Origin of the sequence: Streptomyces sp. NPDC002490, from assembly GCF_040296045.1 — a bacterium.
Taxonomy (GTDB): domain Bacteria; phylum Actinomycetota; class Actinomycetes; order Streptomycetales; family Streptomycetaceae; genus Streptomyces.
The window spans coordinates 117,446-133,569 of record NZ_JBEOWM010000012.1 but is presented as its reverse complement, the minus strand read 5'-3'; the positions used below and the strand labels follow the sequence as shown (position 1 = coordinate 133,569).

The window sequence follows — 16,124 nt, the reverse complement described above, 5'->3', positions numbered from 1 at the left end:
TCAGACGCCGTTCGGCGCCGGACCGGCCGCACCGTCCGCGGCCGACGGCGCGTCGAGTCGGGCGAGCAACTCCCGCAGGCGCCGGGTCTCCTCGTCCGGCAGGGGTTGCAGCGGTGGACGCGGCCGGCCCAGCCCGCGTCGTTGGATCTCCCGTCCTGCCTTGACCGCGCGCGGCAGCCCGTGGCCGACGATGAACCGGAGGAAGGGCAGCAGCTCGGCGAGGAGCGCATCGGCGCGTTCCCGCTCGTCGAGCCGGGCCGCCTCGTAGAGGTCGAGGCACCAGCGGGGCACCAGACAGGGGGCGGCCGTGCACCAGCCGACCGCACCGGACCGGAACGCTTCGAGCGCGACCGGGTTGTTCCCGTTGTAGACCGAGAGGGTTCCCTCGGAGAGTTCGGGAATGGCCCGGAACCGGGCGACGTCCCCGGAACTCTCCTTGACCATGGTGAGGTTGGGGATCCCCCGGGCGAGCGCCACCACCGTCTCGGGGAGGAGGTCCACCCCGCTGGTGCCGGGGTTGTTGTAGAGCATCACGGGGAGGTCCACGGCGCCGGCGACGGTGGCGAAGTGCTGCCGGAGTTCGTCCTCGGTCAGCTTCCAGTAGACCTGGGGGAGCACCATGATCGCGGTGGCTCCGTGCCGGGCGGCGACCCGGGCGCGCCGCACCGTCCCCTCGGTGCTCCAGTGCGAGACCCCGACCAGTGTGGGCACCCGGCCGCCCACGGCCTGGAGGGTCGTTTCGCAGACCGCGTCCCACTCGACCTCCCGCAGGTAGGCGCTCTCGCCCGTGCTGCCCAGCGGGGCGACGGCGTGACTGCCCGCCGCCACCAGTTCATGGGTGAGCCGGTCGAGCGCGGCCAGGTCGAGGTCACCGGTGTCGGGGTCGAAGGGGGTGACGGGATAGGAGATGACGCCCTGGAGCGGCGGCTGTGACATCAGAGGTCCACCGTGCCCTTCACGCAGTCGGGGTGGTTGCGCAGCGCCCTGCGCGCGTAGTAGGCGAAGTTCGCTCGGCTGCGCCGGTCCGTGGAGGTCCAGTCGTGGGCCTCGCGGGCGAGGGCGGGGTCCAAGGGCTGCACGGTTCCGGCGGCCATCGCCAGCAGTTGGAGACGGGCGGCGCGTTCGATGAGCACCGCCAGGTTGCACGCTTCCTCGACGGTGGCTCCGGTGACGAGCTGGCCGTGGTGGGCGAGCAGGATGGCCCGCTTGTCGCCCAGCGCCGCGGAGATGATCTCCCCCTCCTCGTTGCCCACCGGCACGCCGGGCCACTCCTTGAGGAAGGCGCAGTCGTCGTACAGGGGTGTGGTGTCCATCTGGGAGACGACCAGCGGCACTTCCAGCATGGCGAGCGCGGCGGTGTGCAGGGAGTGGGTGTGGATGATGCAGTTGACGTCCGCGCGCGCCCGGTAGATCCAGCTGTGGAACCGGTTCGCGGGGTTGGGCATGCCCTCGCCTTCGAGGACCCGGAGGTCCTCGTCGACGACGAGGAGGAGGTTGTCCTCGGTGATCTCGTCGAAGCCCAGCCCGAGGCGCTGGGTGTAGTAGGTGCCGGGCTGCTGTCCACGGGCGCTGATCTGGCCGGCGAGCCCCGAGTCGTGTCCGCCGTCGAAGGCGATGCGACAGGTCAGGGCCAGCTTCTGGCGCGTGGTCAGCCCCGAGTCGGGGAAGTGGTCGCGCATCTGCTGTTGGGCGCGGTCGACGAGGACGTCCTTCGTGTCCGCGAGGGTGTCTGCCATGTCTCTGCTCCAGTTCCTGGGCGTGTCCTCGGGCCGCCCCGCCGACGGGGCGGTGGTGGTGCGGGGCACCACCGTAAGGAAACAAGGTGGACTATAAGACACAAGGTGTCATGCGGCAAGGAGGCGGGGGCGGCCTGCCGGGGCGTGGAGCGGTTCGGGACATACTGGGGTTCGGTCGACCTCCTGTCCGGGGGTGCGGGAAGGGAGGCGAGCGGTGATCAACCGGGTGCGACAGTTGCGCAAGGAGCGACTGCTGACGCTGGAGGTGCTCGCCGCGCGGGCCGGCGTCACCAAGAGCTACCTGTCCAAGGTCGAGCGGGGGCGGAGCGTGCCGTCGATCGCGGTCAGCGTCTCGCTGGCGAAGGCGTTGGACGTACCGCTCGACAGCCTCTTCGTCGATGCCGGAGAGCTGGTCGAGGTCACGGTCACCCGGGCCGGCGAGCGGCAGGCGCTCACCCCGGACGACGAGCCGGGGTCCCGCTACGAGGGCATCGCGCTCCAGGCCGGCACCAAGCGGATGACGCCCTTCGTGCTCCACCCGCCGCACGACGCCGACCCGGTCCCCTTCCGGGACCACCCGGGCGAGGAGTTCCTCTTCGTCCACCAGGGGCGGGTCGAACTCATCACCCCCTCCCGGGTCTTCCCGCTCGAACCGGGCGACAGCGCCTACTTCAAGGCCACCACGCCCCACAAGGTCCGTTCGGTGGGCGAGGAGCGGGCCGCCGTCCTGCTGCTGGTGTGCGACGACCGGCCCGAGGGCGAGAGCGCGCACCCCCACCAGCTGCCCTGACCCCGCCCCCTCCTCGGCGTGGCGCCGGGCGCCGGCGCCGGCCCCGTCAGGGGTTGCCTTCGCAGGGATTCCGCATGCGCGCAAGAGGGCCCAACAAGCCGCCCGTGCGGGCGATTCGGCGTGATTTCGCGGATGTGGGAAGGCCGTTCGCAATCCTAAGATCATCGCGAAAATGTGCATGGGTATCCCGATGTGAGGATGTGAGTGGTGACCCACGGCCTGGCGCTTGACACCCCTACGGCTGCCGTCCTGCAAGAAGCCCTCCTCGGGCGCGACGATCGTCGGGCGCGGACCGTCGTGGCCGAAACGACCGTTCCGGGCGGCACGGAGCGGTCGTACCAGGAGCGGGCCCGCGCCGGCTACGAACAGCTGCGGCAGGTGGTGGCCCGGCTGGGCCCGTCGAGCCGGGTCGCCGAGGACCTCCCCCTGCTCTTCGACCTGTTCGACTGGTCCCTGGTCGCCTCCCCCGACCTGTTCTCCGTCCTCAGCGGCCACTTCACCCTGACGGTCGGGGCCATCCAGAGCCTCGGCACCGACACGGCCGAGCAGCGGGAGACCCTGGCCCTCCTGGACGACGCCGGGTACGCGGGCGTCTTCCTGCTGACCGAACTCGGGTACGGCAGCAACGTGCTGGAGTTGCGCACCGAGGCCCGCTGGGACTCCGCCCGGCGGCGGTTCACCCTGCACACCCCGGAGCCGGCGGCCGTGAAGTTCATGCCCAACGTGGCCGACGACCAGGTGCCGAAGGTGACCGTGATCGCGGCCCGGCTCATCGCCGACGGGCGCGACGAAGGGGTGTTCCCCTTCCTGCTGACGCTGCGCGGCCCCGACGGCCTCGCCCCCGGGGTCGAGGTGCAGCGGATGCCGGACAAGGGGTACTGCCCGATGGACAACGCCCTCATCCGCTTCGACGGAGCGGTGGTCCCCGAGGGCGGCTGGCTCTCGGGCGGGATCGCCGACTTCGACGAGCACGGCCGCTTCCGCAGCGAAGTGGCCACCCTGCGCGAGCGGTTCCACCGCACCGTCGCCCAGTTGCAGACCGGTCGGGTCGCGCTGTCGTCGGCCGCCGTCGCCGCGGCCCGCGCCGGGCTGTGGCTGACCGTCCACTACGCACGGCAGCGCCGCACCGCCGGCGGGACCCCGATGATCGCCCGGGACAACGTCCACCGCCCGCTCGTCCTCGCCACCGCCCGGGTCTGCGCCGCCACCGCGCTCTCCCGGGTGGCCCGGGAGACCTTCACCGACCCCGAACGCCGGCGCTCCGAGGGCCCGGTGCTGGCCATGCTGGCGAAACCCCTGCTGTCCGACATCGCCCTGGAGACCCTCCAGGAGTGCCGCGAGCGCCTCGGTGCCCAGGGCATGTTCCGGGCCAACATGATCACCGAGTACCTCGGGAGCACCCAGGGCGTGGTCACCGCCGAGGGCGACAACCAGGTCCTCCAGGTCGCGGCGGGCCGGGCCCTCGGTCACGCCCGCCGCACCCCCTTGCCCGCGCCGGCGCCCGGCGCACCCCGGTGGCAGGGCGTCCTCGACCGGCACGCCCGTGCCCTGGTCGAGCGGAGCGACCCCGACAGCGGCTGGGAGGCCCTGCGCACCGCCCAGGCCAACGCCGTCGCCTGGGCGGCCCACGCCCTGCTGGACACCGCCCGGCGCACCGAGCACCCCGGGGCCCGAGGCCTCCTCGAAGACCTCGCCGAGCTCTACGCCCTGGACACCGTCCTCGACCACGCCGCCGAGTACCTGCACCACAAGGCGCTCGAATCCACCGAGCTCCCCGCGCTGGAGGAGCGGCGCGAGGAGCTGGCCACCGCGTTGGCCCCCCGGCTTCCGCTGATCACCCGGGCGTTCGGCGTCAGCGCCGACGCCCTGCCCACGGCCTTCATCGCCGGCGACTACCAGGACACCTGGATCCGCTCCACCGGGTGGACCTGGCCGATCGGCGACCACGCGCCCGCCGCCGGCTGAACCGGCCGAGCGGCCGCGGGGCCGGCCCGCCGTCGTCACTCCCGACCACGGAGTGACGGCGGCGCGGAAGCCGATCGCCGGCGCGGACCGGTGGCCTCCCGGCGCCCGGCGGGGCGGGTCGTAGACTCACCGGATGGCCAAGTACTTCGACGTGCACCCCGACAATCCCCAGCGGCGCATGATCAGCACCATCACCGACAGCGTCCGCTCCGGCGCCCTCATCGCCTATCCCACGGACTCCTGTTACGCCCTGGGCTGTCAGGTGGGCAACCGCGACGGACTGGCCCGCATCCGTGCGATCCGTCAGCTCGACGACCGGCACCACTTCACGCTGATGTGCGAGAACTTCGCCCAACTGGGCCAGTTCGTGCACATCGACAACGACGTGTTCCGGGCGATCAAGGCCGCGACGCCGGGAAGCTACACCTTCATCCTGCCCGCGACCCGGGAAGTCCCCCGGCAGTTGCTGCACCCCAAGAAGAAGACCGTGGGCGTGCGCATCCCGGACCACAAGGTCACCCAGGCGCTCCTCGCCGAACTCGGCGAACCGCTGCTCTCCAGCACCCTGCTGCTGCCCGACGAGGACGAGCCGCTGACCCAGGGCTGGGAGATCAAGGAACGGCTCGACCACGTCGTGGACGCGGTCGTGGACTCCGGGGACTGCGGCACCGAACCGACCACGGTCGTCGACTTCTCCGACGGCGAGCCCGAGGTCGTGCGGTACGGCGCGGGGGACCCGAGCCGTTTCGAGTAGCCCGCCGGGAGGTCAGGAGGGGCGGGGGACGCCGGGCAGCGGCAACCGGTACCCGCCCCGTTCGAGCACCAGCATGCCGCCGACCCCGGCCGCGATCCACAGCCCGAGGACGAGCACGCCCGCGAGCACGCCGTCACCGTGGAAGTAGGCCAGGCCGTTGACGGCCCGCACCCCCACCCCGACCGGGAGGACCTCGGAGAAGGGCGCGAGCCACGGGGGCAGGAACTCGGCCGGCAGGCTGCCGCCGCTGGTCGCGTTGCCGACCGTCATGAAGACCACGGCGGCGGCGCTGGACCCCAGCACCCCCAGCGCCCGCACCAACACCATGGTGGCCGCGCCCACCGCGAGGGCGACCAGCGCCACCAACGCCGCCACTCCGGCGAACGGTGCGGGCAACGCCCCGAACGCGGAGACCACGAGGGCCACCGTCACCCCGCCGACCGCCCCGAAGGCGGCCAGCCCGGCCAGCCTCCGGCGCACCGACACCCCGGGTGAGAGCTGGTACGTCATGATCCCGAACAGGTACCCCGCCAACACCAGCCCGAAGGTGGTGTAGAAGACCGCGAGGCCACGGGTGTCCTGGGGCGAGGCGGGCACCGCGTCGACCACCTCCAGCCGTTGGCCGTCCGCCGCGGCCAGCGGTGCCAGCCCCTCGGTCACCAGCGCGGTGACCGCAGGTCCGTGCGCCCCCGCGTACCACAGCTCCGCACGGTCGGGCCCGGGCGAGTAGGCCGCGAACACCTCTCCGTGCTCGACGGCCGTCCGGGCCGCCCGCTCGTCCGCGACGGCCGTCACCCGGAACGTGTCCGCCGGCGGGCCCGGCAGACGGTCCGCCACCTGACGGGCCGTTCCGGCGTCCCCGACGACGGCCACCGGGAGGTCGCGCGCCACCGGGGCGTGGAAGGCGGAGAGGTAGACGCTGATGAAGATGGCGCCGATGGCCACGGCCACGGAGACCGGGAGCAGCACCGGGCGGGCGGCGGCCCCGGTCCGGTGGAGGAGCGTGCGCCGCGCCACGGGCGGGGCGGTCGCGGCCTTCTCGGTCCGGAGCGGCGCGGGAGGTGTCTGGGGCATGGGTCCGTTCCTCGAAACGGGTCAGGCGGAAGGGGTCGGGGCGGTGGTCGGTTCGGCTGCCGCGGCGAGCGCCCGGGCGACGGGCACCACGTCCCCGACCGCCATCTCGATCCGCTCGTAGACCTCCGGGTTGAGGACGGTCGTCCCGTCGAAGTCCCCGGCGCTGAGGTAGATCCCGGCCGGCGCGGTCCACGCCTGGAGGAATCCGAACAGGGGGCGCATCGCGTGCTCGATCACCAGTGCGTGGCGGTCGCTGCCCCCGGTCGCGGCGAGCATCACCGGCGTGGCGGCGAGCCCGTAGGGGTCCACCAGGTCGAAGAAGTGCTTGAACAACCCGGTGTAGGAGCCACGGAAGACCGGGGTGGCCGCGATCACCAGATCGGCCTCCTCCACCGCCCGCAGCGCCTCCTCCACCTCGGCGCCCACCTCGTCCCGTGCCGCTGCTCCGGTGAACGCCCCCTTCAGGGCGTGCAGTTCGACGAGCCGGGACTCGATCGGGGTCCGGTCGGCCAGGGTCCGCAGGATCAACTCGACCAGGGCCGTCGTCTTCGAGGGGGTGCTCAGGGAGCCGACCACGGCGGTCACCCGCAGCGGGCGGTTCACGAGGCCACCGCCGCGTCGGCCGCGGTGCGGGAGGCGATCTCCTTGCGGACCACCGGCGCCACCTCGGAGCCGATCAGTTCGATGGACTTGAGCGCTTCGCGCTGGGGCAGGTTGCCGAATCCGAGCTGGATCATCATGCGGTCGTGCGCGAAGAGCTCGTGCTGCGCCATGATCTTGTCGACGACCTCCTGCGCACTGCCCAGGAAGAAGGCTCCGGCCTCGGTGGCCTGGGCCTCGTAGGCGGCCTTCGGCATCGGCACGCCCTGGCCGCGCTGGTGGTGGTTGGCCATCCAGCCCGCCTGGAAGTAGGGGTGCGACACCTCGATCGCCTCCCGGTGGGTCGGGGCGACGAAGCCCGGCGAGTTCACCGACACCTTCAGCGTCTTCGGGTCGTGCCCCGCCTCGGCCGCGGCCCTGCGGTACAGGTCGACGAACGGCGCGAACTGCCGGTAGCTGCCGCCGATGATCGCCAGGGAGAGCGGGAGTCCGAGCCGACCGGCCCGCACCACCGACGCGGGGGTGCCGCCCACGGCCACCCACACCGGCAGTTCGCGGTCGGGCCGCGGGGTGATGTCGGCGTCCACCAGCGGGGCCCGCAGCGCCCCGCGCCAACTGATCGGGTTCTCCTCGCGGAGCTTGAGCAGCAGGTCCAGCTTCTGCGCGAACAACTCGGAGTAGTCGCCGAGGTCGTAGCCGAAGACGGGGAAGGACTCGATGTACGAGCCGCGCCCCGCGATGATCTCCGCCCGTCCGCCGGACAGCAGGTCGACCGTGGCGAACTGCTGGAACACCCGGACCGGGTCGTCGGAGCTGAGGACGGTGACCGCGCTGGAGAGCTTGATGGAGCGGGTGTTCTCCGCCATGGCGGCCAGGACCACGGCGGGGGAGGAGACGACGAAGTCGGTGCGGTGGTGCTCGCCGACCGCGAAGACGTCCAGGCCCGCCTCGTCCGCGACCTTCGCCTGTTCGACCAGCTCCCGCAGCCGTGGCCCGGGCGCCGGCGTCTTCCCCGTGACCGGGTCGGGCGTCAGTTCGCCGAAGTGGTAGATGCCGAGTTCAAAAGCCATGGGGTTGCTCCGGGAGAGGGTCTATTGGTTAGTTGCGCAACGAACAACATGGGGAGTGTGCGGCAGTATTCCCCCGGGTTCGGCCGGGTGGCTTGCCCCCTGGTCAGACGTGGATGCCCAGCCGGTCCAGCGGCTCCAGGAGCTCGTCCTCCTCGTAGCGCAGATGGGAGGAGAGCACCCGGTCGAGCCGGGCGGTGAGGGCCCGTACGCGGTCCAGCCGCGCAGCGGAGCCGGCCTGGTCGCCTTCGACGAGGGCGACCAGGGCCGTGTCGAGGTTCGCCAGCGTCTCGGCGATGACCTCGTGTTCCTGCTCCAGGCGCTCGACGACGGGGCCCAGTGACGGCTGCCGGTCGCGGAGCTCGGGGAACATCAACTGGTCCTCGATGGTGTGGTGCACCGTGAGCGTGCGGTGGTAGGCGGTGCAGAAGGCACCCAGGGTGCGGTAGCCCTGCCGCGAGCTGAGCTGGTTGACGGCCCGGCGGGCGCCGGCGGGGTCCAGCCGTCCGGCCGCGACCTGCTCCACAGCCGTGCGGATCTGTCGCATCTCGCGGCGCAGTCCGTCGTGGATGAGCTTGAGGCGCAGCCCGGTGCCGCCGCGGCGCGGCGGCCCGGCGGCAGGGTGCTTCGGCGCCCGCGGGCGGGTCGCCTCGTCGAGGGGGTCGGCCGCGTCCACGGGGGGACGGGCGTGCGGGAGGGAGGTCGCGGCGGGGCGTGCCCGCCGCTCGCGTTCGGTCATGGGTGGTGTGCCTCGTCGTCTCGGGTGGCGCACCGCCGTCCCGGGGGACGGCGGCGGAACGCTCCGGCGCGGCTCAGCAGGCGTCGGCGCCGTCGTCGAAGCCGAGCGTGCGCCAGATGTCCGCGAGGGAGGCGAGCTGCTCCTCGCTGAGCCGGTCCAGGAACTCGCGCCGCAGATTGGTCAGGTGCACCTTCCGCGCCCGCCGGTACGCCTTCTTGCCCGCTTCGGTCAGGACGGCGTCGAATCCGCGTGCGTCGGTGGGGCACTTCTCCCGGATGGCCAGGCCCTGTCGCTCCAGGTCGTCCACGATCCGGGTGAGGCCGCTGCGGCTGATCAGCAGCGATGCGGCGATGTCCTTCATCCGCAGCCGCCCCCCGGGCGCCTCGGCCAGGGTGAGCAGCACCTCGAAGGAGGACATCGGCAACCGCTCGGCGGACACCAGCTCCGCGTCGAGCGTGCGCAGCAGCCGCAGGTGGGTGGAGAGCAGGCCCAGCCACACCGCGCGCTCGGTGCGGTTGAGGGGGCGCGTGGGCGAGCCCTGGCGCGGTGCCTGCGGGTCCTCGCGCTCGGCGTGGGTCTCGGTGGTCAGATCCATGGCCCCTCCCGGCTGGTCGGCTGTCCGTTCGTTCCCCAACGAATCGGTCTCGGATGGAATGATAGGACGGTCGTAGCGGGGACGGCCCGGCCCGCGGGGGCGGGGCCGGGCCGTCCGGCGGTGGCTCCGGTCAGCCGCGGGGCTGCGGCAGGATGAGCTTCTCGAAGGCGGTGACCATGCCGTACTCCAGGCGCAGGGCCTCCAGGATCGAGTAGGCGTGGTACTTGGTCATGACGTCCGCGCCGGCGAGCCGCTGGGCCCAGGTCTGGCCGTTGTCGGTGACCTTCTCCAGGGTCTTCTTGGTGACGTAGTTGGTCATCTCGTTGAAGTAGTTCTCCCAGAGGACCCACGCGTTGCTGAAGCCGATGCGCTCGATGTACTCCAGCTCCTGGCCGTTGTCGAGGGCCTCCTTGGCGAAGGTGAGGATGTCGTTGGTGTAGTCGCGCGACGCCCTGGCGTCCTCGGGGGTGCCGTAGCGGTTGACGTGGCCGGAGACCACGCCCTTAAAGTCGTAGTCGAGGATCCAGTCGTGGGCCTCGGCCCAGCCGCGGATGTTCTCGGAGGCGTCGCAGTGCTTGAAGGCGCTCCATCCGGGACTGATGATGTCGATCGCGGCCAGGGCCTTCTGCTGGGGCGCGTAGATGAAGATGTTGCCCGGGGTGTGGTTCACCCCGTGGTAGTCGAGGTCGAAGCGGACCCCGTTGACGACCAGACTGTCGCTGCTGGTGATCGTCTCGGTGGGTACCGGGATGCCGCGCTCGCCGCCGAGGTCCGGCCAGCGCTGGATCATCTCGCGGGTGTAGTCGTGCGCGATGACCTTCGGCTTGGCGTCGGCGAAGATCCCGGCGGCGCCGATGTGGTCGGAGTGCCAGTGGCTGTAGATCAGATGGGTGACCGGCTCGTCGGTGACCTCCGCGATGGCGCGGTTCAGGTTCTCGCCGAGCAGCGGCGGGGCGTCCACCACCACCACGCCGTTCCCGGTGCGGACGAACATGGTGTCGTAGGCCCCCGAGGTCACGTAGTAGGCGCCGTCGTGGATCTCCTCGACGTGGTAGCCCTTGTCGAGCCGCTCGGGGAGGAACAGGGCCCCGTAGCCGTTCGCGGGGATCGGGCGGTAGTCGGCGAGGGTGTTGAGCGGCATGCCGGCCGCACCCAGCTGGTGGCGGTCGGTCGGGGTGCCGGGCTTCTGGTGATCGGTCATGATCGTGATGTCCTTGCTCTGGTGTGCGTGAGGAGTGGTGGGGGCGGGGCCGTGGTCAGGCCCCGATGCGGAGCACGGGCTTGATGGCCGCCCCGGTCCGCGTGTCGGTGACGGCCTCGTTGATCTCGTCGAAGCCGTAGTGGGTGACGAGCCGGTCGAAGGGGAAGCGACCGGCCCGGTAGAGGTCGATGAGCTGCGGGATGAACAACTGGGGGATCGAGTCGCCCTGCGCCACGCCCCGGACGGTCCGCCCGCCGAGGAGGGCGTTCATGTTCACCGGTGCGTGCGCTCCGGCCGGGGCTCCGCCGATGAGCGCGGCGGTGCCGAGCGGTGCGAGGGCGTCCACGGCCAGGGTGAGCATCTCGGGACGCGCCGTGATCTCCAGGACGTAGTCCGCGCCGCCACCGGTGATCTCGGCGATCCGGGCGGCCGTGTCCTCGTCCTTGGCGTTGACGGCGTGCGTCGCACCGAGTTCCCGGGCGAGGTCCAGCCGCTCCGGGACGATGTCCACGGCGATGATCGGCGAGGCCCCGGCGACCTTGGCCGCCATCACCGCGGCCAGTCCGACCGTGCCGGTGCCGATGACCACCACGGAGGAGCCGGCCGGCACCGCCAGCGAGTTGAGGACGGCGCCCGCCCCGGTCTGGAGTCCGCAGCCGAGCGGCGCGAGCAGGTCCAGGGGGAGGTCCTCGGGCACCTTGACCACATTGCGCTCGGTGGCCAGGGAGAGGGTGGCGAAGGAGGACTGGCCGAAGAAGTGGCCGTGCACCGACTCGCCGTCACCGTCCGTGCCGCGTCGTAGCGCATTGCTGCCGTCGAGGCGGGAGCCGCCGAAGTTGGCGGGGAAGGAGAGCGCGCAGTACGCGGGGTTGCCGCTGCGGCAGGGCGTGCACTGCCCGCACGACTGGTACGACATCACCACGTGGTCGCCCGGTGCGACGGAGGTGACGCCCGCCCCGACCCGCTCGACCACACCGGCGCCCTCGTGTCCGAGGACCGCGGGCAAGGGCACGGGCAGTGCCTGGTCCCGTACGTGGACGTCGGTCTGGCAGACGCCGGTCGCCACCACCCGGACGAGGACCTCGTCGGGGCGGAGCGCGGTGTCGAGGACGAGGTCCTCGAAGGCGAAGGGGCCGCCCTTCTCCCTGACCACCGCCGCCCTGACCGGGGAGGCGGTGGGATGGGGGGCGTCCTGGGTGTGCGGGGCGGGGCCGCCGGATGATGCTGCCGCCATGATCGTTTCTCCCAACCGGATGCGCTCCCCGGGCGGGCCTGGGCCACGGGCGGGGGCGATCCACGGGCCGCCGAAGCGGCTGAAGAGGGATGGGTCGGGGGCGTCGGCGGCGGGCGGCTGTGCGTCCCTCGCCACCGGCGACCAAACCCATTTAGTTCGTTGTGCAACGAATGATAAGCACACTCTTGAGGGAGGGGCAAATGGATGCGCGCGCATCGTTCTCGGTGTCCCTCGGGTGGGGAATAGTTGACTCCGGTTGCGCGCTGAGCGGTATACGGTTGGTTGCGGAACGAACTAACCTGTCCCGTGTCCCATCCGGACTGCGGTCCGTCCCACCGTTCCACCGTCTCGCGTCGGTGTGCGGCGCGCATCCCGCGCACCGAACGGCCACGGCTCCGCAACCGCAGACGCTTCCCACAGGAGTAGCCCGATGACCACCCAGAGCACCGCCCACGCCCGCAACTTCATCGACGGCGTGTGGACCGACTCCACGACCGTCGGCGAGTCCACCGACCCGGCCACCGGCGAGGTCATCGGCACCTATGCGGACGGCGGCACCGACGAGGCCCGCGCCGCGATCGACGCGGCCCGACGTGCCTTCCGCACCGGGGACTGGGCCCGGGACCGCGACCTGCGCGCCAGGGCCCTGTTTGAGATGGCGGACCGGATGGCCGCCCGTCGGGACGAGCTCGTCGCCCTGCTCTCCCGGGAGAACGGCAAGATCCCCGCGGAAGCCGCGCTGGAGGTCGACCTGACCGTCTCCAAGATCCGCTACTACGGTGCGCTGGCCCTGACGGAGTCGGGTCGCGCCGCGGAGGTCAAGCCCGGCCTCTACTCGATGACCCTGCGCCAGCCCGTCGGCGTCGCCGGAGTGATAGCCCCCTGGAACTCGCCGGTCATCCTCTCCGTGCGCTCCTTCGCTCCGGCGCTCGCGGCGGGCGCCACCGTGGTGCTCAAGCTGCCCGCACAGACCGCCCTCACCAATCACCTGCTGTACGAGATCGTGGCCGGCACCACGGCCCTGCCGCGCGGGGTGTTCAACGCCTTCACCGAATCCGGCAGCCGGGGTGCGCGACTGATCGTGTCCGACCCGGGAGTCGACGTGATCAGCTACACCGGCAGCACCCGGGTGGGACGCGCCATCATGGCCGACGCCTCCGCCTCGCTGAAGGGCATGTCCCTGGAACTCGGCGGCAAGACCCCGATGATCGTCTTCGACGACGCCGACCTGGACGCGGCCGTACCCGTCCTGACCAAGGCCGTCACCACCTTCACCGGACAGTTCTGCATGACGGGCAGCCGCATCCTCGTCCAGCGCGGCGTCGCGGACGAACTGCGCACCCGGCTGACCGCCGCGCTGGAGGCCGTCAAGGTCGGCCCCGGCACCGACCCCGACAGCGAGATGGGCCCCCTGATCGACACGGCCAACGCCGAGCGCGTCGACCGGGCCGTCGCCGAGGCCGCCGCCTACGCCGAGGTCCTGGTCCGCGGCGGACGCATCACCGAGGGTCCGCTCGCCCGGGGCGCCTTCGTCCGCCCCAGCCTGGTGGAGGTCGACGACGTCGACCGGCCCATCGTCCAGCAGGAGGTGTTCGGGCCCGTCGCCACCTTCGAGGTCTTCGACGACGAGGCCGACGCCATCGCCCGCGCCAACGCCACCGAGTTCGGCCTCGCCGCCAGCGTGTGGAGCCGGGACGCGGACCGGCCGCTGCGGGTCGCCCGCGAACTGGACGCCGGTACCGTCTGGTCCAACACCTGGGCCGTCATCGTCGACCAGATGGAGGAGGGCGGCTTCAAGCAGAGCGGCGTGGGCCGGCTCAACGGCGAGCGCGCCCTGGAGGAGTTCCAGGAGATCAAGCACATCGTGCACCCCGCTCCCCGCGCGTCCTGACCCGCGCCCCGCAGCACCGAGGAGGAACGCCATGACCACCGCACCGGCCCGCTCCGAACACAGCGCGCAGCGGACCATGCGCGCCTTCCTCTCCGCCGCCCGACTGCTGTCCGAACAACTCGGCCAGGAACTGCGGCGGGAGAGCGACGTCTCGCAGATCCACTACGAGGTGCTGGCCTGGCTCGCCGACGCGCCCGGCCACCAACTGCCCATGAGCGAACTCGCCCGTCGCACCGGGGTCTCCACCAGCCGGCTCTCCCACCTGGTCGACCGACTGGAACAGCAGGAACGGGTCGAACGCCACACCGACCCCGGCGACCGCCGCGTCCACCTGGCCCGGCTGACCCCCTCCGGAGAACGGGCGCTGGAGGACGCCGCCCCCTGGCACGCGGCCTGTGCCCGGACCCGGCTGCTGGACCACCTCACCGACGACGAACTCCGACAGTTGCACGACATCAGCGAACGGCTCCGCCAGCGGCTGACCACGCCCCGCGGCCCGGACCGGGAGGCGATGTGAGCACCCTGCGCGGCGCGCAGGAACGGGCCCCGCCCCGAGACCGAAGCCCCCGCCTCCACCCACACCCACCATTCCGAGGAAACCCGTGCCCAAGATCGCCATCATCATCGGCGCCACCCGCCCCGGCCGTGTCGGCAGCTCCGTCGCCCGCTGGGTCCACGAGATCGCCCAGGAACGCGACGACGCCGAGTTCGACCTCGTCGACCTCCGCGACGTCCCCCTGCCGTTCCTGGACGAGGCCATGCCCCCGTCCCTCCAGCAGTACGCCAACGAACACACCAAGCAGTGGGCCGCCACCATCGACGGCTACGACGGCTTCGTGTTCGTCACCCCCGAGTACAACCACTCCACCTCGGCGGTCCTGAAGAACGCCATCGACTTCCTCTACGCCGAGTGGAACAACAAGGCCGCCGGATTCGTCGGCTACGGCAGCGCGGGCGGCTCCCGGGCCATCGAGCACCTCCGCCACATCATGGCCGAGGTCCAGGTCGCCACCGTCCGCAACCAGGTGATGCTGTCCCTCTTCAACGACTTCGAGGACTTCACCAAGCTCACCCCCCAGCCGCTCCAGAAGGACGCCGTCAACGCCATGCTGGACCAGCTGATCGCCTGGAGCACCGCACTGGCCCCGCTGCGCACGCCCGCCGGCTGAGGCTCCGCCGCCCGCTCACGCGGCCCCGTCGTCCTCCGGCTCCGGGGCCGCGCTGAGCTGTTCGTCCAACTCGTCGAAGACCAGGCCCTCGCGGCCCGCGTACCCCGTGCGGTACGCCACCCGCGCCACCAGATGCGCCGCCACCGGCCCGGTCAACAGCTGGAAGAAGCCCACCAGCCCCAGGGTGCCCAGGTCGATGCCGCTGCGCAGCCGCAGCGCCACCCCCATCAACACCAACAACATCCCCAGCGCCTGGGGGTTGGTCGCCGCATGGCTACGGGAGAGCACATCGGGCATCAGGACCATTCCGAGCGCGCCGAACAGGCTGACCGCCGCGCCCACGAACAGCAACACCGCCCCCGTGGTGTCCGCGGCCTGGGCCCAACCGCTCACCTGCCCGCCTCCCCGCTCGGCGGCTGGTCCGGGGCCCGGTCCCGCACCGCGATGAACCGGGCGATGCCCACCGACCCGGTGAACCCCAGGAACGCCAGCACCAGCATCGCCGGGAAGTAGAACGAATCCCGGCTCAGCGCCGAACGCACCCCGATCCCCGCGATCATCAACGCGGCGCACACGTCGAGGGCCATCGCCCGGTCCAACATGGACGGCCCGCGCCACACCCGGTACAGCACCAACGCCCCCGCGACCAGCAGCAGCACCGCGGCGGCCACCAACAGGCCCCGGTCCACGGCCTGCGCGGCGCTCACCTCGGACTCCGGGGCCGGGGCGGCGGTTGCCGCACCCGGGCGATCTCCTCGCGGTCGCCGAACGCCCGCACCACCAACTCCTCCATCCGCCACACCCCCTGCCGCGCCCGTTCCGGCGTCGCCGGGTCCTCGGCCTCCAGGACGTGCACGAACAGCGTCGCCTGCGCACGGTGCACCTCGACCACCGAACCGTCGGGCACGTTGGAGACGGCGAGGGCGGTCGCGGTGAGCATCAGATCGCTGCGACAGCGCAGCGGCACGGCGAGGACACCCGCCCGGAACGGCCGCCGGTCCACCAACTGGTGCGACACCTTCGCCCCGGCCGTGTACATCTCCCACAGCAGTCGGACCGTCAACCGGACGATCCCCCACGGATGGAGCCGCAGCCCGATGTTGACCTGCGGCAGCGGGAACACCAGGCACACGGTCACCGCCACCAGGACGCCGGTGATCGCATTGGGCAGGCTGAGCGTGCCCCACAACAGCATCCACACCACGGTCAGCCAGGCGATCAGCGGCGCGTCCAGCACCCGGCGTCGACGTCCCACCACCGCGCAGCTGAAGGGCGGCAGCTTCGGATCGCGGAACCGCAGCGAGATCAC

At 71.9% G+C, this 16,124-nt stretch carries 18 protein-coding genes; 6 read left to right on the top strand and 12 right to left on the bottom strand.

All coding sequences use genetic code 11. The features are described 5' to 3' along the window. Both ABT092_RS10615 and ABT092_RS10610 read right to left on the bottom strand, forming a co-directional pair. On the bottom strand, positions 1-936 hold the full coding sequence (locus ABT092_RS10615) for a dihydrodipicolinate synthase family protein (RefSeq protein WP_351242045.1): 936 nt from the start codon (positions 934-936) through the stop codon (positions 1-3). Further along, entirely contained in the window at positions 936-1,736 is an 801-nt protein-coding gene (locus tag ABT092_RS10610; RefSeq protein WP_351242043.1) for an aldolase, read from the bottom strand. The genes ABT092_RS10615 and ABT092_RS10610 overlap by 1 nt, the downstream gene beginning before the upstream one ends. A 214-nt stretch (positions 1,737-1,950) precedes the next feature. Here ABT092_RS10610 and ABT092_RS10605 point away from each other — a divergent pair, with 214 nt between their 5' ends. The 3 genes from ABT092_RS10605 (at position 1,951) to ABT092_RS10595 (ending at position 5,245) form a co-directional block, all read left to right on the top strand. After that, on the top strand, positions 1,951-2,526 hold the full coding sequence (locus ABT092_RS10605) for a helix-turn-helix domain-containing protein (RefSeq protein WP_351242041.1): 576 nt from the start codon (positions 1,951-1,953) through the stop codon (positions 2,524-2,526). Positions 2,527-2,733: 207 nt separating this feature from the next. Further along, entirely contained in the window at positions 2,734-4,491 is a 1,758-nt protein-coding gene (locus ABT092_RS10600) for an acyl-CoA dehydrogenase family protein (RefSeq protein ID WP_351242039.1), read from the top strand. A gap of 133 nt (positions 4,492-4,624) precedes the next feature. After that, a complete protein-coding gene (locus tag ABT092_RS10595; protein ID WP_351242037.1) occupies positions 4,625-5,245 on the top strand; it encodes an L-threonylcarbamoyladenylate synthase in 621 nt (206 codons plus the stop codon). A 12-nt stretch (positions 5,246-5,257) separates the two neighbouring features. Here the strand turns inward: ABT092_RS10595 and ABT092_RS10590 are convergent, their stop codons facing one another. The 7 genes from ABT092_RS10590 to ABT092_RS10560 all read right to left on the bottom strand — a co-directional run bounded on the left by ABT092_RS10590 (position 5,258) and on the right by ABT092_RS10560 (position 11,755). After that, the gene (locus ABT092_RS10590) at positions 5,258-6,319 is read right to left on the bottom strand and encodes a YhgE/Pip domain-containing protein (protein ID WP_351242035.1); all 1,062 of its coding nucleotides are present in this window, start codon (positions 6,317-6,319) and stop codon (positions 5,258-5,260) included. Positions 6,320-6,340: 21 nt separating this feature from the next. Next, positions 6,341-6,922: an FMN reductase gene (gene msuE, locus ABT092_RS10585; protein WP_351242033.1), complete on the bottom strand. Its 582-nt coding sequence runs from the start codon at positions 6,920-6,922 to the stop codon at positions 6,341-6,343. Then, on the bottom strand, positions 6,919-7,989 hold the full coding sequence (locus ABT092_RS10580) for an LLM class flavin-dependent oxidoreductase (protein WP_351242031.1): 1,071 nt from the start codon (positions 7,987-7,989) through the stop codon (positions 6,919-6,921). Before ABT092_RS10580 ends, msuE begins: the two co-directional genes overlap by 4 nt. Positions 7,990-8,092: 103 nt before the next feature. Then, positions 8,093-8,725, bottom strand: coding sequence for a hemerythrin domain-containing protein (locus ABT092_RS10575; protein ID WP_351242029.1), 633 nt, complete (start codon positions 8,723-8,725; stop codon positions 8,093-8,095). A gap of 73 nt (positions 8,726-8,798) precedes the next feature. Continuing rightward, positions 8,799-9,320 carry a MarR family winged helix-turn-helix transcriptional regulator gene (locus ABT092_RS10570; RefSeq protein ID WP_351242027.1) on the bottom strand — a complete coding sequence of 174 codons (522 nt, stop codon included), beginning with the start codon at positions 9,318-9,320 and terminating at the stop codon, positions 8,799-8,801. A gap of 130 nt (positions 9,321-9,450) precedes the next feature. Beyond that, entirely contained in the window at positions 9,451-10,521 is a 1,071-nt protein-coding gene (locus ABT092_RS10565) for an MBL fold metallo-hydrolase (RefSeq protein WP_351242025.1), read from the bottom strand. Between the two features lie 55 nt (positions 10,522-10,576). After that, a complete protein-coding gene (locus ABT092_RS10560; protein WP_351242023.1) occupies positions 10,577-11,755 on the bottom strand; it encodes an NAD(P)-dependent alcohol dehydrogenase in 1,179 nt (392 codons plus the stop codon). Positions 11,756-12,185: 430 nt separating this feature from the next. Here ABT092_RS10560 and ABT092_RS10555 point away from each other — a divergent pair, with 430 nt between their 5' ends. From ABT092_RS10555 to ABT092_RS10545, 3 genes are all read left to right on the top strand, one after another. Next, the gene (locus tag ABT092_RS10555) at positions 12,186-13,646 is read left to right on the top strand and encodes an aldehyde dehydrogenase family protein (RefSeq protein WP_351242021.1); all 1,461 of its coding nucleotides are present in this window, start codon (positions 12,186-12,188) and stop codon (positions 13,644-13,646) included. Between the two features lie 31 nt (positions 13,647-13,677). Beyond that, entirely contained in the window at positions 13,678-14,163 is a 486-nt protein-coding gene (locus ABT092_RS10550) for a MarR family winged helix-turn-helix transcriptional regulator (RefSeq protein ID WP_351242019.1), read from the top strand. Positions 14,164-14,248: 85 nt separating this feature from the next. Next, complete coding sequence (locus ABT092_RS10545) at positions 14,249-14,815, top strand: NADPH-dependent FMN reductase (protein WP_351242017.1); 567 nt, start codon at positions 14,249-14,251, stop codon at positions 14,813-14,815. A 15-nt stretch (positions 14,816-14,830) separates the two neighbouring features. Here ABT092_RS10545 and mnhG read toward each other — a convergent pair whose 3' ends face one another. The 3 genes from mnhG to ABT092_RS10530 are packed head-to-tail and all read right to left on the bottom strand — an operon-like array spanning position 14,831 to position 16,124. Continuing rightward, entirely contained in the window at positions 14,831-15,208 is a 378-nt protein-coding gene (gene mnhG, locus ABT092_RS10540) for a monovalent cation/H(+) antiporter subunit G (protein WP_351242015.1), read from the bottom strand. Beyond that, positions 15,205-15,522 carry an MrpF/PhaF family protein gene (locus ABT092_RS10535; RefSeq protein WP_351242013.1) on the bottom strand — a complete coding sequence of 106 codons (318 nt, stop codon included), beginning with the start codon at positions 15,520-15,522 and terminating at the stop codon, positions 15,205-15,207. The genes mnhG and ABT092_RS10535 overlap by 4 nt, the downstream gene beginning before the upstream one ends. Further along, the gene (locus ABT092_RS10530) at positions 15,519-16,124 is read right to left on the bottom strand and encodes a Na+/H+ antiporter subunit E (protein ID WP_351242011.1); all 606 of its coding nucleotides are present in this window, start codon (positions 16,122-16,124) and stop codon (positions 15,519-15,521) included. The genes ABT092_RS10535 and ABT092_RS10530 overlap by 4 nt, the downstream gene beginning before the upstream one ends.